This window comes from Streptomyces sp. NPDC005962, from assembly GCF_040629205.1.
Classification (GTDB): domain Bacteria; phylum Actinomycetota; class Actinomycetes; order Streptomycetales; family Streptomycetaceae; genus Streptomyces.
Genome location: NZ_JBEXVE010000029.1, coordinates 92,739 through 107,377, shown reverse-complemented (window position 1 = coordinate 107,377; position 14,639 = coordinate 92,739). Strand labels below are relative to the sequence as shown.

Annotated in this window: 12 protein-coding genes; 6 read left to right on the top strand and 6 right to left on the bottom strand. The window is 71.9% G+C overall.

The window, feature by feature from the left end; genetic code table 11:
- Positions 1-223: 223 nt before the first annotated feature.
- Positions 224-2,386: a histidinol-phosphate transaminase gene (locus ABZ370_RS34990; protein WP_358629473.1), complete on the top strand. Its 2,163-nt coding sequence runs from the start codon at positions 224-226 to the stop codon at positions 2,384-2,386.
- Here ABZ370_RS34990 and ABZ370_RS34985 read toward each other — a convergent pair.
- Positions 2,381-2,716 carry a hypothetical protein gene (locus tag ABZ370_RS34985; RefSeq protein ID WP_358629442.1) on the bottom strand — a complete coding sequence of 112 codons (336 nt, stop codon included), beginning with the start codon at positions 2,714-2,716 and terminating at the stop codon, positions 2,381-2,383. The two genes, ABZ370_RS34990 and ABZ370_RS34985, sit on opposite strands and share 6 nt — an antisense overlap.
- A gap of 192 nt (positions 2,717-2,908) precedes the next feature.
- Here ABZ370_RS34985 and ABZ370_RS34980 point away from each other — a divergent pair, with 192 nt between their 5' ends.
- Together ABZ370_RS34980 and ABZ370_RS34975 are read left to right on the top strand one after the other, a co-directional pair.
- Entirely contained in the window at positions 2,909-3,769 is an 861-nt protein-coding gene (locus tag ABZ370_RS34980) for a helix-turn-helix transcriptional regulator (RefSeq protein WP_358629439.1), read from the top strand.
- Between the two features lie 5 nt (positions 3,770-3,774).
- A complete protein-coding gene (locus tag ABZ370_RS34975) occupies positions 3,775-4,011 on the top strand; it encodes a DUF397 domain-containing protein (RefSeq protein WP_358629436.1) in 237 nt (78 codons plus the stop codon).
- Positions 4,012-4,088: 77 nt separating this feature from the next.
- On the opposite strand, the gene ABZ370_RS34970 is transcribed toward ABZ370_RS34975, so the two are convergent.
- Together ABZ370_RS34970 and ABZ370_RS34965 are read right to left on the bottom strand one after the other, a co-directional pair.
- Positions 4,089-5,243, bottom strand: coding sequence for a M20 family metallopeptidase (locus ABZ370_RS34970; protein ID WP_358629433.1), 1,155 nt, complete (start codon positions 5,241-5,243; stop codon positions 4,089-4,091).
- A gap of 34 nt (positions 5,244-5,277) precedes the next feature.
- A complete protein-coding gene (locus ABZ370_RS34965) occupies positions 5,278-6,888 on the bottom strand; it encodes an AbgT family transporter (RefSeq protein ID WP_358629430.1) in 1,611 nt (536 codons plus the stop codon).
- Between the two features lie 137 nt (positions 6,889-7,025).
- Here ABZ370_RS34965 and ABZ370_RS34960 point away from each other — a divergent pair, with 137 nt between their 5' ends.
- Complete coding sequence (locus ABZ370_RS34960; RefSeq protein WP_358629427.1) at positions 7,026-8,051, top strand: Lrp/AsnC family transcriptional regulator; 1,026 nt, start codon at positions 7,026-7,028, stop codon at positions 8,049-8,051.
- A 1,527-nt stretch (positions 8,052-9,578) separates the two neighbouring features.
- Positions 9,579-10,736 (top strand): transglycosylase family protein, encoded by a 1,158-nt coding sequence (locus tag ABZ370_RS34955; protein WP_358629424.1) that lies wholly within the window; start codon positions 9,579-9,581, stop codon positions 10,734-10,736.
- 104 nt (positions 10,737-10,840) lie between these two features.
- Here ABZ370_RS34955 and ABZ370_RS34950 read toward each other — a convergent pair whose 3' ends face one another.
- The 3 genes from ABZ370_RS34950 to ABZ370_RS34940 all read right to left on the bottom strand — a co-directional run bounded on the left by ABZ370_RS34950 (position 10,841) and on the right by ABZ370_RS34940 (position 13,630).
- The gene (locus ABZ370_RS34950) at positions 10,841-11,560 is read right to left on the bottom strand and encodes a DUF429 domain-containing protein (RefSeq protein WP_358629421.1); all 720 of its coding nucleotides are present in this window, start codon (positions 11,558-11,560) and stop codon (positions 10,841-10,843) included.
- A 58-nt stretch (positions 11,561-11,618) separates the two neighbouring features.
- Entirely contained in the window at positions 11,619-12,794 is a 1,176-nt protein-coding gene (locus ABZ370_RS34945; protein WP_358629418.1) for an epoxide hydrolase, read from the bottom strand.
- 77 nt (positions 12,795-12,871) lie between these two features.
- A complete protein-coding gene (locus ABZ370_RS34940; protein WP_358629415.1) occupies positions 12,872-13,630 on the bottom strand; it encodes a glucose 1-dehydrogenase in 759 nt (252 codons plus the stop codon).
- Between the two features lie 138 nt (positions 13,631-13,768).
- On the opposite strand from ABZ370_RS34940, the gene ABZ370_RS34935 reads away from it, so the two are divergent.
- Entirely contained in the window at positions 13,769-14,617 is an 849-nt protein-coding gene (locus ABZ370_RS34935; protein WP_358629412.1) for a helix-turn-helix transcriptional regulator, read from the top strand.
- Positions 14,618-14,639 lie beyond the last annotated feature (22 nt).

Below are 14,639 nucleotides of genomic sequence, written 5' to 3'. Positions count from 1 at the left end.
AAGAGCGTGCGACAGCACGAGCGAGGGGCGGAATTTTATTCGATCAGGGAACATCTGTCCCTCGGTTTCGCTCACACCCCACGAAAATCCTCAGCTCCCCCACGTTTTTGGGATCATGCGTCAGGCTCGAGGGACGAGCCGCAACGGTCGTGATTGCACGACCCCTTGCGACCGAGGAGGTCCCGCCGTGACTGTTGCCGCAGTCGGCAATTCCGGTGATGCCATGGAACTCTTCCGTGGCACCGCCCACAGCCCGTCTTTCTTCGCGCTCAACCGCGCCGGGGTCACGGGTGGTGGCGGACAGGAGCTTGTGGACTTCTGCATCCCCTGCAATCCGTACTTCCCGACCCCCGCCATGTTCGCCGTGATGGCGGTCAGGCTGCGGGAGATCCTCACGTACTACCCGAGTTCCGCGGACACCATCACCGCCGAACTGGCCAATGTGCTGGGCCTGCAGCCGCAGACCATGGCGATGGGCAATGGTTCGACCGAGCTGATCACCTGGATCGACCATCTGCTGGTGAAGGAAAGCCTCGCGGTGCCGATTCCCACCTTCGGCCGGTGGACGGATCAGCCGATGGAGACCGGCAAGCGGGTCGACATGTTCCAGCTCCCGGAGATGAGCGGATTCGCGCTCGACCCGCAGGCGTTCGTCCAATTCGTCCGGTCCCGGGGCTCGCGGGTCGCCGTCATCTGCAATCCGAACAACCCCGACGGCGGGCTGCTGTCCCGGCAGGCCGTCATCGGCCTGATGGACGCGCTGTCCGATCTCGACCTGGTGGTGATCGACGAGTCCTTCCTGGAGTTCGCCGACGCCGAGGCGTATCCGAGCGTCGTGGACGAGGCGATCCTGCGTCCCAACGTCATCGTCCTGCGCAGCCTCGGCAAGAGCTTCGGGCTGCACGGCGTCCGCTTCGGCTATCTCGTCGCCAATCCGGCGCTGGCCGTGCAGATCCGCTCCCGGCTGCCGAAGTGGAACCTGAACTCCTTCGCCGAGGTCATCGTCTTCATGCTCAAGCGGTACCGGCAGGAGTACGTGCAGAGCCTGCGCATGCTCAGCCGCGACCGGCAGGAGATGACCAGCCAGCTGGCCGGGCTGCCCGGGATGACGGTCTTCCCCTCCCAGGGCAACTTCGTCTTCGTCAAGCTGCCCGGCGGCACGGACGGCGCATGGGTACGGGACCAACTGCTCGCCCAGCACGGAGTCCTGGTCCGCGAATGCGGCAACAAGCTCGGCAGCAGCAGCCAGTTCATGCGGCTGGTGGTGCGCTCCCAGCCGGATGTGCAGCGGCTGCTCACCGGGCTGAGCACCGTGCTCTACGGGACCTCCTACTACGCCCCCCAGATCTCTTACGAGCAGCAGCGCGGCTGGGACGTTCAGTCGCCGCTCTACTCCGCCCCGGCGCCGCAGCAGCTGGACTACCAGTACCAGCAGATGCCGCAGCTGGCCGCGGCCCCCGCCGCGCCTGTCGCTCCCGTCGCTCCCGAGCCCCAGGTGCCGATGCAGCAGACCCCGCAGCAGATGCAGCAGATCCTGCAGATGCAGCAGGCCCCGCAGATGGCCCAGCAGCAGCTGTACTCGGCGAACGCCCTGCCCGCGCCGCAGGGCGTGGCCTCGGACACGTACGGGCAGTCCGACCCGTTCGGGCAGCCGGTGTCACAGTCGCCGTCGCCGTCACAGCCGCCCGCCGAGCTGGCGCCCGCGTACGTCGCCACTCCCCCGGTTCAGACGCCGCTGTACCAGGTACCGGCGCAGCAGCAGTTCCCCCAGCAGCCCATGCAGCAGATGCAGCAGGTCCCCCAGATGGCGCAGCAGCAGATGCAGCAGGCGGCGATGCAGCAGCCCCAGATGGGGCAGATGCAGGCCCCGGCGCCGCAGATGCAGGCGCCGCAGATGCAGCAGGCCCCCGCGCCGCAGCCCCAGGCGGCGCAGGGCCAGGCACCGTATCTGCAGACGGGCCAGGCGCAGGCCCCGCAGATGCAGTTCCCTCAGATGCAGGTCCCGCAGATGCAGTTCCCTCAGATGCAGAGCCCCCAGACGCAGAACCCGCAGATGCAGATGGCGCAGGCCGAGACCGGTCAGATCCCGGTCGTCCAGCCGCAGGCCCCGGCGCAGGGTGCGGCGGCCGGGTACGCACAGGGGCCCGCGCCCTCGGAGCAGACGGCGCTCGACCAGATCCCGCTCTACCGGCCCGATCCGGCCCCGGTGCCGGAGCCGACCCCGGCGGAGCAGACCCAGGTCATCGACTACGACCCCGCCGAGCTGAGGGCCTCCGCCCCGGCGCGGCCCGCCGTTGCCGACAGGGACCCGGACGGTTCCGGACCGGCCCTGATGCGCTACCCGCGCCCGGCCGCGTATCTGCAGACGGACGACGGCGCGTCATGATCCGGAACGCCGGTCCTCACGCGGCCAGGCCGGGGAGATCCCGGCCACCGCGCAGACCGCGATGTGCAGCAGCAGCGGGTGGGTGTAGGGCACGCCGTCGTCCGGTGAGTGCACCACCCGCGGTCCCCCGTCCTCCCGGCCGGTCCGCCGCCGGAGCGGCGGGCCGGCCGGCACCGCGCCCGTCGCGTAGACGGCCGCCGCGGGCCAGTTGACGCCAATGTCCGACTGAGACGGCACGATCCACCACCAGCGGCCGCCGGCGGCCAGGACGCAGCCCACCCGGGGCAGCCGTTCCATGACCGCGGGCCCGTACCGCTCGGCCACTCCCACCGCGTCGTGCTGCCGAAACGGCCTCGATAGCGGCGGCCTCGATAACGGGATCATGAAGCAACTATCCCGAGGGCCGCGCACACATGGCAAGTAACACTCTGAATTGTGCAGAGTTGCTTGTGCAGTGTGTCCGGGCCGCACTGGACATGGCAGACTTCGGGCATCAGCCACGGGGGCAGAGGAGGCAGCAAGGTGAGCGAACCGCGGTCGGCTCCGACCGTGGGCCAGGTCGTCCTCGGGAAGCGCCTGCAGGAGCTGCGAGAGAAGGCGGGGCTCAAGCGCGAACAGGCCGCGCAGGTGTTACGAGTCGCCCCGGCAACCGTTCGCCGGATGGAGACCGCCGAGGTCGCACTCAAGGTGCCCTATGTGCGGATGCTCCTGGACTCCTACGGCGTCATCGGCACGGAGCTGGAAGCGTTCATCGCCCTCACCGAGGAGGCCAACCGCCCCGGCTGGTGGCAGCGGTTCCACGACATCCTGCCGGACTGGTTCAGCGTGCACGTCAGCCTGGAGGGCGCGGCCGAGATGATCCGGGCGTACGAGCCGCACTTCGTCCCCGGCCTGCTCCAGACCGAGGACTACGCCCGCGCCGTCATGCAGACCGGCGCCATCGGCAAGGCGGGCCCCAAGGAGGCCGAGCGCCATGTGGCGCTGCGGATGGAGCGCCAGTCCCTGCTGGAGCGCCCGGAGGCGCCGCGGCTGTGGGTGGTGATGGACGAGACCGTGCTGCGCAGACCCGTCGGCGCACCCGCGGTCATGCGCAGACAGGTGGACCGGCTGCTGGAGAGCACCGAGATGCCGCGGGTGACGCTGCAGATCTCGGAGTTCGCCTCCGGGCACCATCCGGGCACCTACGGGCCCTTCGTCCTCTTTCGCTTCGCTGTTCCCGAACTGCCGGACATGGTCTACGTCGAGTACCTCACCGGCGCCGTCTACCTCGATGAACGTATCGAGGTGGCCTCGCACTTGGAGGCCATGGACCGCATGGCGGCCCAGGCGGCAACCGCACGACGCACAAAGGAAATCCTCCGCGATTTCCGCAAGGAGCTCTGATCTGCATGGACCGCATCTACAACGGCATGCGCGCCACCGACCTCGGCACCGACGGCTGGCGCAAGCCGTGGAGCGGTGGCAACGGCGGCAACTGCGTCGAGGTCATGAAGCTGGACGACGGCCGGGTCGCGATCCGTCAGTCCAAGGACCCGGACGGTCCGGCGCTGATCTACACCCGCAGCGAGATCACCGCGTTCATCCAGGGTGCCAAGGAGGGCAAGGCCGACTTCCTGGTCTCCTGACCACCCATGCGTAACGCCGCCGCCCGCCGCCGTGAGTGACCGTCACGGCGGCGGGCGGCGGCGCTGTGCGGGCCGTGTTACGAGGCGTCGGACGCCAGGGCGTGCAGCAGCCCGACGGCGAGTGCGGTGCGGGCCGGGACGGCGTCGAGCAGGGTGTGCTCGTGGCGGGCGTGGGCGCCGGAGCCGAGGGCGCCGAGGCCGTCGAGGACCGGGCGGCCGAGCGCGGAGACGAAGTTGCCGTCGCTCGCCCCGCCGACCGCGGTCTCCTCCAGTACCCAGCCCAGTTCGGCCGCGAGTGCGTGGGCCTGCTTGAACAGCTGCCGGGACGGCTCGTTCGGAACCATCGGCGGCCGGTTCCACCCGCCGCTGACGGTCAGCCGCACCCGCGGGTCGGAGGGTGCGAGGGCGTCGAACGCGGCGTCGATACGCTCCATTTCGGCCGGTTCGGTGACACGGATGTCGATGCCGCAGCGCGCCTGGGCGGCCACCACGTTGCGGCCGGTGCCGCCGCTGATCAGCCCCACGTTCACGGTGGTGCCCCGCTCCGGGGCGCCGAGGGCGGTGATGTGCGGGACGGCCTCGGCCAGGGCGTGGATCGCGCTGGCTCCGGCCAGCGGGTCGAGCCCGGCGTGCGACTCGACGCCGTGCGCGGACACGTCGAACAGCCCGACGCCCTTGCGCGAGGTCTTCACCGCCCCGTTCTGCGCCGCCTCGAACACCAGGGTGGCGAGGACGCCCTCGCTCAGCCGCTCGATGTGCGGCCGGGAGGACAGGCTGCCGATCTCCTCGTCGCCGTTGAGCATCAGCCGGACGCTCGGATGCGGCAGCTTCAGCTCGCGCAGCAGCCGCAGCGCCCATACGGCCTGCACCAGGCCGGTCTTCATGTCGAAGACGCCCGGCCCGGTCACCTTGCCGTCGGCCACCTCGAAGGGCCACTCGGCGAGGGTTCCGGCCGGCCAGACCGTGTCGTAGTGGCACAGCAGCAGGACGGTTCCGGGCGCGGTACCCCGGTAGGTGACGGCCAGCACATCGCCGTGCGGGCCGCAGTCGTGGCGCTCCGTCTCATCCGGCTCGCCGAGCCGTGCCATCAGCCAGCTGTGGATCGCGGCGAGCCCGGTGTTCAGCAACTGCTTGTCGTCGCTCGGCGTCTCCAGTTCCACCAGCGTCCGCAGGTCGTCGGTCATCTCGGGCAGCGCCCGCTCCGTCGCGGCGGCGATGTCGGAGAGCGTCATCAAGGGGGTCCTTCCGGGTGGGGGGTGGGGTGGCTCAGCGGACGGGGGCGCCGGGGCCGAGCGGAATGCCCAGCGCCCACCAGGCGTAGAACAGCAGGGTCCAGGTCACCAGCATGGCCAGCGACAGCGGCAGGGTGAGCGAGGCGAGGGTGCCGATGCCCGCGGAGCGCCGGTAGCGCTGGAGGAAGCCGAGCGCCATCACGAAGTAGGCGCTCATCGGGGTGATGGCGTTGGTGCAGGAGTCGGCGATGCGGTAGATCGCCTGGGTGGCCTCCGGCGGGACGTCCAGCAGCATCAGCATGGGGACGAACACCGGGGAGACCAGCGCCCACATGGCCGATCCGCTGGTCATCGCCAGGTTGATGACCGTGCACACCACGATGATGCCCAGGAACGCGACCGGCCCGGTCACCCCGAGGTCCTTGAGGAGGTCCGCGCCCCGGATGGCGAGCACCTGGCCCACGCCCGTCCACTTGAAGTAGGCGAGGAACTGGGAGATGGCGAAGAACAGCACCAGGATCGGGGCCATCTCCCGCATGCCCTGCGCCATGAAGTCGGGGATGTCGCGGCTGCCGCGTACGGTGCCGGCGGCCCGCCCGTACACCGTGCCGAGGAGCGCGAAGAGCAGTCCGAGCACCACGGCGATGCCGGAGAGCACGGGCGATTCGACGATGCTGCCGCCCTCGCCGCGCAGTGGCGACCTGGTGGGGATCATGGCCACCACGATCGCCGCGAGGAAGAGCAGGAAGACCAGCCCGCTGCGGCGCAGTCCGCGCCGCTCCTCGGGGCGCAGATCGAGCGCTACCGGGTCGGCTTCGGCCCCGCCCTCCGTGGTGGTCTCCTCCGCGTCGGGCGGCAGCGCCGCCACCTGCCTGGCCGACACCTTCTCGGTGACGAGGGTGATGACGGCGGCCAGGATCACGGAGGAGGCGATCGAGAAGAAGTAGTTGGACAGCGGGGTGACGGTGTATCCGGGGTCGACGGTGTGCGCGGCCGCCGTGGTCAGCCCGGAGAGCACCGCGTCCATCGGTGTGATCAGCGGGCTCGCGTCGTATCCGGCGGACACGCCCACGAAGGCCACCACGATGCCGAGGACCGGACTGCGTCCGACGGCGCGGAAGGCCAGGCCGCCCAGGGGGACGAGCACCACATAGGCGGCGTCGGAGGCGATGTGGGCGACCATCGAGGTGAACGCCAGCGCGAACGTCATCCAGCGCGCCGGGACCCGGGAGACACCGGCCCGCAGCATCGCCGTGAGCATCCCCGACTTGTCGGCGACGGCGACCCCGAGCATCACCACGAGGATGGTGCCGAGCGGCGGGAAGGTGGCGTAGTTGGTGATCGCGTCCGTGATCATCGAGCGGACGCCCTCGACCGAGATCAGGCTGCGGACGACGACGGACTTGCCGTCGGCCGGATTGTCCGCGGACACGTCCGCGGCGGCCAGTCCCCAGCTCACCACCGCGAGCAGCGCGCTGAGGATGGCGAACAGCCAGAAGGGATGGGGCAGTTTGTTGCCCGCGCGTTCGATGGCGCCGAGCACCCGAAGCAGACCGGACAGCGCCGCGGAGTCTTCCGCGGGGGCCCTGGGCGGCGTCCCGGGTGGGGTGTTGTCGGGCGTGGTGGTGGTGTCGTTCGAGCTCACCGGCCGCACTTCCTTCGTCCGGATGACGGGGTGTGGTCGTCCATTAGAGAAGGCACTGACGGAATGAGGCAAGTAAAACCCTTGTAACGCAAGAATGATTCACCGATAGGGCACCAATCGCACGATAGATTCGATCCATGCCGGAGACCTCACCGCTGGACGATGCCGACCTCGACCTGGTGGCCGCCCTTCAAGTGGCCCCGCGGGCCCCGCTCAGCGCGCTCGCCGATGTGCTCGGCAGCTCGGCCAGCACGGTCGGCCGCAGGCTGGCCCGGCTCGCGGACGAGCGGCTGCTGCGGGTGATCGGGCAGGTGGAGTGGCCGATGCTGGCCGAGGGCAACCCCCTGCACATCTGGGTGGCCACCGTCCCCGGGCAGGCGCGGCAGGTAGCCGGCCGGCTCGCCGAACTGCCCGAGATCCCGTTCGTGGCGACGACCACGGGCCACGCCGACGTCTACTGCTCCCTGCACGCCACGCGCCGCGCCGGGGCCCGGGAGCTGCTGATGACCCGGATTCCGTCCGTCCCCGGCGTCCGGTCGGCCCACACCGAACTGGTGCTGCGGGCCTCGACGAAGTCCGACTCCTGGCGACTGCGGAGGCTCGGCGAGGACCAGTCCCGGGCGCTGCGGGAAGTGGCCGATCCACTGGAAGAACCCGCCGGGCCCGCCGAACCCGCCGCCACTGCCACCGTCGCCGATTTCAGCGCCGAGGAGCTGGGCGCGGTCGAACTGCTGCGCCACGACGGGCGGGCCAGCGCGGCCGAAGTGGCCCGCGCGCTCGGCATCAGCCGCTCGACCGCCTACCGGCTCACCCAGTCGCTCCTGCGGCGCGGGCTGGTACGGCCCCGGGTGGAGATCGAGCCCGCGCTGCTGGGGTACGCGCTGGAGGTGGTGGTCGAACTGCACGCCGCCCCCGGAGCCATCCAGCAGGTGGCCGACGCCCTCGCCCGGCACCCGTCCGCACGGTACGTATCGATCGTCGCGGGCACCTCGTCGGTGATCCACCACGGGGTGTTCCGGGACGAGGAGGGGCTCGCCGCCTTCCTCACGCACGACCTGGCCGCGCTGCCCGGCATCACCGCCTGCGAGGTGTCGGTGATGCTCGATGTGCTGCGCCGCTACTGGATCGGCCGCGAGGACGGACGGCTCGTCGCCGCGGGCTGACGGCTCCGGGAGCGGTGGAGGGGACGCCTACGGCCGGGGACCGAGGGGGCCGACCGGCGTTCGAGGGCACGGCCCGGAGCGGCGCGCGCCCCCGGCCGGGCGTCCGGCGGCGCGACGCACCGCCGGGTACGCCACAAGGCCGACGGCGCACGGCCGGTGACGACCGGCATACGCCGTAGGCGCGCCGCACCTCCCGGTATACGAACCGTCGCGCGACGATTCCCCCGATGCGGCGAACGATGCCGTACGGAAATGACGGCATCGGCGTCGCCGAGGCTCGGCGACGATGTGGGGTCAGGAGATGATTATCCGGAACCGCTCCTGCGAGCGATCTCCCGTGATGAAGTCGATGTGAGTCAATGATATGCGGGGCGGCGCGCTCCCCGCTATACAGGGACCGCGTGATTCTCCGCCAGTTCCCGGCCGCTGCGGGCGCGGCCCCCTTTTCGGAGAACTGGCGCGGTACGCGGCCGGTCCGGGAGGCGATGGGCGGGCGGGAGATTTGGCAAACGGGACGTCAAGTCCGCTTGTGAACCTCCGAGTTGTCCGGGCGGTCCCTGCCTTGGTGCCGGGCAAAGTCGGGCGAGGGCGCGGGAGTTGTGGCCAGGGTTCTCCGGTCGCCGACGTGCCGTATCCCGCGCCGATGGGCGACGGGCCGAACCGCGCCGGAGGCCGCCCAGGCCGTCGCCCAGGCCGCCGTCGAGACCGGCGACGAGGCCGACGGCGAGGCCAGCGCGAAGGCCTACGTCGAGGCCGACGACGACGGGCCCCTCCCCCGCGGCCGCTCCCCGCACCCCGCGGCGGCGGCCGGGTCCCCGGCCCGGCCGCGACCGCCGTTCCCTGCCGCCCGTATTGCCGCCCTCTCTCCACCGGTCCTTCCTCTATTCAACTTCTCCCGCTCCGCTCTTCGACTTCGCGGCCGCACCGCGTCACGGCTTTCGACCGGCCCGGCGGGCTCAGCCGGTACGTCCGTTCCCCGCCCGACCCCGCACTGCCAAGCGGCCGATCTTGGCCGGGGGCGGGCGTAATAGCGCTCCACAAGATCCGTCCCGACGCGGTCCGCGGCCGCACTCCGCCGCATTGGGCCGCCCACGGACCGGTCCGGGCCGAACCAGCTCTGCCCGGTGCGGAATTCGGCCGACCCCGCGAAGATGATCGGCGACGGCCCCCGGGAAACCCATCCACTGGAAATGCGACATCCTCCCGGGGAACCGCCCGCCGCCGGGCGGAGAATCATTTCCCGCCGACGCGGACCGCGTGCGGCACGCGGCGGAAAGCGATCTCGGGCCGGCGCCCCGGCCGTCCCGTCAGCCCCTGGCCTGTCCGTGCGCCCCCCCGACCCTCCACGCGCCTTCCCTCGCACAGCTGATGGAGCGTCACCCGATCAGGGGGCGGGTTCCGGGAGCGCGCGGCGCTCCGTGACCACCCCTGCGCCTTGTGACCGGCCGTCCCCGGCTGCGGTACTCGTACAGCCGCCGGGACCTCCGGGGGCGACGTCGAGAGCCGTTGTGGAGAGGAACCAGCCTCATGGCCGTACGAGGAAGTCACCGCCGCCCCGCTTCGCCCAGCCGGGTCTCCCCGCTGTGCGCGATCCTGACCGCGGGCAGCGTCGGCATCGTCCTGCCGTTCCTCAACACCGGCGCCGCCCAGGCGGCCCCGGTCGACACCTGGGACAAGGTCGCCGCGTGCGAGAGCGGCGGCAACTGGCGCGTCAACACGGGCAACGGCTACTACGGCGGGCTGCAGTTCTCGCAGCACACCTGGGCCGCGTACGGCGGCACCCGGTACGCCCCGCGGGCCGACCTGGCCACCAAGGGCCAGCAGATCACCGTGGCCGAGGTGGTGCTCCGCGCCCAGGGCCCGGGCGCGTGGCCGGTCTGCTCGGTCCGCGGCCGGTTGTCCCGGTCCGGCCCGCCCGCCGCCGAGGCGGCGAACCGCGGCGCCGCACGCAGCGCCAAGCCGCCCGCCCGGCAGCACCACCCGAAGCGCACGGTCAAGCCATCCGGTAAACACAGCCCCCGGCGGGCGGCCGGGGCCGGATCGGGGTCGTACGCGGTGCGCAGCGGCGACACGTTGTCCCGCATCGCGACCCGCAGTTCCGTCAGCGGTGGCTGGAAGGCGCTGTATCACGCCAACCGCCGCACCATCGGCGCCAACCCGCATCTGATCCGCCCGGGACAGCGGCTCACCCTGCCCTCGGGCAAGGCCCACCCGGCCAAGCGCACGGCCGCCGCTTCCCGCCACACCGCCCGGCAGTCCGCGGCGAAGCAGTCCGCCACGCGTCGGCTCGCGACCCCGGTCAGCGGCCCGATCACCGCGGCGTACGGGGTGCGCGGCCCGCGCTGGGCGAGCGGCCACCACACCGGCGTGGACTACGCGGTGCCCATCGGGACCTCGGTGCACGCGGTGGCCCCGGGCACGGTGGTGGCCGCGGGCTGGGCCGGTGCGTTCGGCTACCAGGTGATCATCCGCCACGCCGAAGGGCTGTACACCCAGTACGCGCACCTGTCGGCGCTGACGGTGCGCGGCGGGCAGACCGTCGGCGCGGGGCACCGGATCGCCCGGTCCGGCAACACCGGCAACACCACCGGCCCGCATCTGCACTTCGAGGTGCGCACCACCTCGCGCTACGGGTCGGACGTCGACCCGCTCACCTCTCTGCGCCCGTACGGCATCGGCGCCTGACGGCTCCGGCCGGGCGTCACTGAAGACCATTTCCGGGGGTGGGGGAAAGGGAGGCCGCCCGAGGCACGGCTCGGGCGGCCTCCCGCCGCCTTCTGTAAGAGGGGTCAGTACCAGATGGCGATGTCCAGCCCCGTGTCCGACTTCTCCGGCGGGGCGGGCAGGCTCACGGCCGTGCCGAGCGCGATGCGGTGCGCGCTCCAAGCCGCCGCCGCGGCGTCCAGGACGTCATCGGACGGCACCCGACCGGCCGGGCCGAGGTCGTCGGGCAGGACGATGCCCTGTTCCTGGAGGAGACGGCGGCGCACGGCCTGGCCGTTCCAGCCCTTCTTGCTCCAGGCGACCGGCTCGCCGCCGCCTCGCATGTTCGCGAAGGAGACCTCGGGATGCACCTCGTGGAGCCGGTATTCGCCGCCGTCACGGAGGGCGTTGGCCTCGCGGAGCTTCGCCGCCAGCCCCCAGGTCTGGGCGCTCAGTCCGCGCCCGGTCAGCCGGCGGCAGCAGGCGTTCGCCGCGGCGTGGTCGGGCTGCTCCCAGACCTGCCGGGGCGGCACCGGGAAGATCCGCGAGCGGTGCGGCCCGAGCAGCTCGGCGGCCTGTCTCTCCGCGCTGCGATGCTCGGACTCCAGCAGACCCAGCGGCATATCGACCGCGACCACGGCCGCGTCCTCCTTACCGGCCAGCAGATCGCTCAGCCCACCGGCCGTCGCGGCACTGGCGAACACGCCACCGCGCAAGGTCACCGCGACCCAGCCGGACGGGCAGGCGTCCACCCCTACGACGACGGGGGCGGCGCCTGCGGAAACAGACTCGCGACGGGAATCCATGCGCCGTATCCGACCATACGGCCCGGTGCCCGTACAGCCATGGCCAACGCATCTGGGCTCAGCCCGCCGCCGTCCGGTAGGGGCGGAAGAACGCGCGCAGCTCCTCCGCGTACAGCTCGGGCTCCTCGAACGGCGCGAAGTGCCCGCCGCGCGGGGGCTCGGTCACGCTCACCACGTTCGCCGTGCGGTCGAGCCACGCCCGTGGCGGGCGGACGATGTCGCCGGGGAAGAGCGAGAAGCCGGACGGCACGTCGACCCGGCGGGCGTGCTGCTCGGGCGGGATCGCGGCGTTCGCGGCGTACATGCGCATCGAGGAGCCGATCGTCCCGGTGAGCCAGTAGAGCATGACGTTCGTCAGGATCTCGTCCTTGGTGAAGCTCCGTTCGATGTCGCCGTCGCAATCGCTCCAGGCCCGCAGCTTCTCGACGATCCATGCGGCGAGCCCGGCCGGTGAGTCGGTGAGCCCGAAGGCGGCGGTCTGGGGCTTCGTACGGTGCAGGGCGGCGTAGGCGCCCTCGGTCGCGCCCCAGGTCATGGTGGACTCGAACCAGGCGCGCTCCTCGGGCGTGAGGTCCGCCCGGTCGCCGGTGAACACGGGGAGCCCGCCGTCCATGCGGTGGACGCCCACGACCCGGTCGGGGTGGTCGAGTCCGAGGTAGCGGCTCACATGGCTGCCGATGTCCCCGCCCGCCGCGCCGAACCGCTCGTAGCCGAGGACGTCCATCAGCTCGGCCCACAGCCCGGCGACGGCGATGGAGTCGAGCGGCGGGCCGCTGGGGCGGTCGGAGTACCCGTAGCCCGGCATGTCGGGCACGACCACGTCGAACGCGTCGGCGGGGTCGCCGCCGTGGGCACCGGGGTCGGTGAGGAGCGGGATGACCTTCGCGTACCGCCAGAACGAGTCCGGCCAGCCGTGGGCGAGGACCAGCGGCAGGGCGTTCCCGGCCGGTGTGGCGGCCGCCCGCGCGTGCACGAAGTGGATGCCGAGGCCGCCGAGCCGGACGCGGAAGCGGGGCAGCCGGGCGAGCTGCACCTCCTGGGCCGACCAGTCGAACTCGTCCGCCCAGTAGCCGACGAGTTCGCGGAGGTGGCCGAGGTCGGTCCCGAGCGACCACCCGGCGTCCTCGGGCGCGTCCGGCCAGCGCGTGGCGCGCAGCCGCGCGCGGAGGTCGTCGAGCGCGGCGGGGTCGGTCTGCTGGAGGAACGGCTCGGGACGGTGCGGCAGGTCAGGCATGCGATCACCGTACACACGGCGCGATGGTGGCTTCACCGGTCGCCTTCGCCGCTCTCTTCGCCGGTCCTTTCCGGAAGTCAGTGGGCGGTGAGGCCGCCGTCGACCACCAGCTCGGTGCCGGTCACGAAGGAGGACTCGTCGCAGGCGAGGAAGAGCATGGCGGAGGCGATCTCGTCGGCGCGGCCCGCGCGGCGCATGGGGGTGCGCACGATGTCCGGCTGCTGGTCGCCCTGCTCGTCCAGGATGTCCCGGATCATCGGCGTGGCGATGACACCGGGGTGGACGGAGTTCACCCGCACGCCCTGACGGGCGTATTCGACGGCGGCGGTCTTGCTCAGCAGCCGCACCGCGCCCTTGGACGCCTGGTACGCGGCGGCCGCTCCGCTGCCGACGATCCCGAGGACGGACGAGGTGTTGATCACCGATGCGTTGCCGGTGGCGCGGAGCAGCGGCATGGCGGCCTTCATCCCGAGCCAGCTGCCCTTCTGGTTGATGTCGATGACGCGGTCCCAGGTGTCCTCCTCGGTGTCCTCGATGCCCGGCCAGTCCACGATGCCCGCCACGTTGACGAGCACGTCCAGCGTGCCGAACCGCTCGCGCACGGTGGTGATCGCCGCGTCCCATTCCCGGGCGGAGGAGACGTCCAGCACCGCGGTGGCCACCTCCCCGCCGGTCTCCTCGACGCGCCGCGCCAGTGCGCGGAGGGGGTCGCGGGCCACGTCGGTGAGGACCAGCCGCGCGCCTTCGCGGGCGAACAGCTCGGCGGTCGCCGCGCCGATTCCGCCCGTCGCGCCGGTGATCAGTACGACCTTGCCGTCAAGTCGCCGTCCACTCATGTGCGTTCCCTTTCGTTGTGCGGAGTGCCGCTGTCCGCCACCGAGTCTGGGCATCCCGCCATGGCATCGGCCAGGACGTGTGCTGCCTGGGTGCGGCACACCCAGGCACGCCGGAACCGGCCCCTCTAGCCTGGGTTCATGTCCGACAACGCCCTGGGGGACTTCCTGCGCACCCGGCGCGCCGCACTGCGGCCCGAAGACGCCGGGATGGCGAGCTACGGCCTCCGCAGAGTGGCCGGGCTGCGGCGCGAGGAGGTCGCCGTACTGGCCGGAGTGAACGCCGACTACTACGCCCGGCTCGAACAGGGCCGGGAACGCCACCCCTCGGCCCAGGTCCTCGATGCCCTCAGCCGCGCCCTGCGCCTCGACGCCGATGCCCGCGCCCACCTCCACCGGCTGGCCGGGACCGCGTCGAACGACCGCCCGGCCGCGCGGCGGGACGTGGTGAGTCCGGCGCTGCGGCAGCTCATGGACGGCTACCCCCACACCCCGGCCTTCGTCCTGAACGGCGCCCTGGACATCCTGGCCGCCAACACGCTGGCCGAGGCCCTGTATTCGCCCTTCGACCCCGCCGACAATCTCGCCCGTATGACCTTCCTCGACCCCGCGGCCCGGGACTTCTACCCCCACTGGGACTGGACCGCCCAGGCCACCGTGGCCAACCTGCGCGAGGCGACCGGCCTCGATCCCGACAACCCCCGGCTGCGGGCGCTCATCGACACCCTGACCGAGCGGAGCGCGGTGTTCTCCGCGCTGTGGCGGTGCCACACCGTGCGCGGCAAAACTCGCGACGCCAAACAGCTCGACCACCCCGACGTCGGCCCGCTCACCCTCACCTACCAGGCCTTCGACGTCCGCGACGCGCCCGGACAGCGACTCGTCATCTACCACGCCGAGCCCGGCAGCCCCGGCGCCGAGGCGCTCTCGCTGCTCGGCACCCTCGACGCCACCCGGCGCCGGACGGCGGAAGACCCGCGCCGACGCTGAAAATTCGGTGGCCGGACGCCGC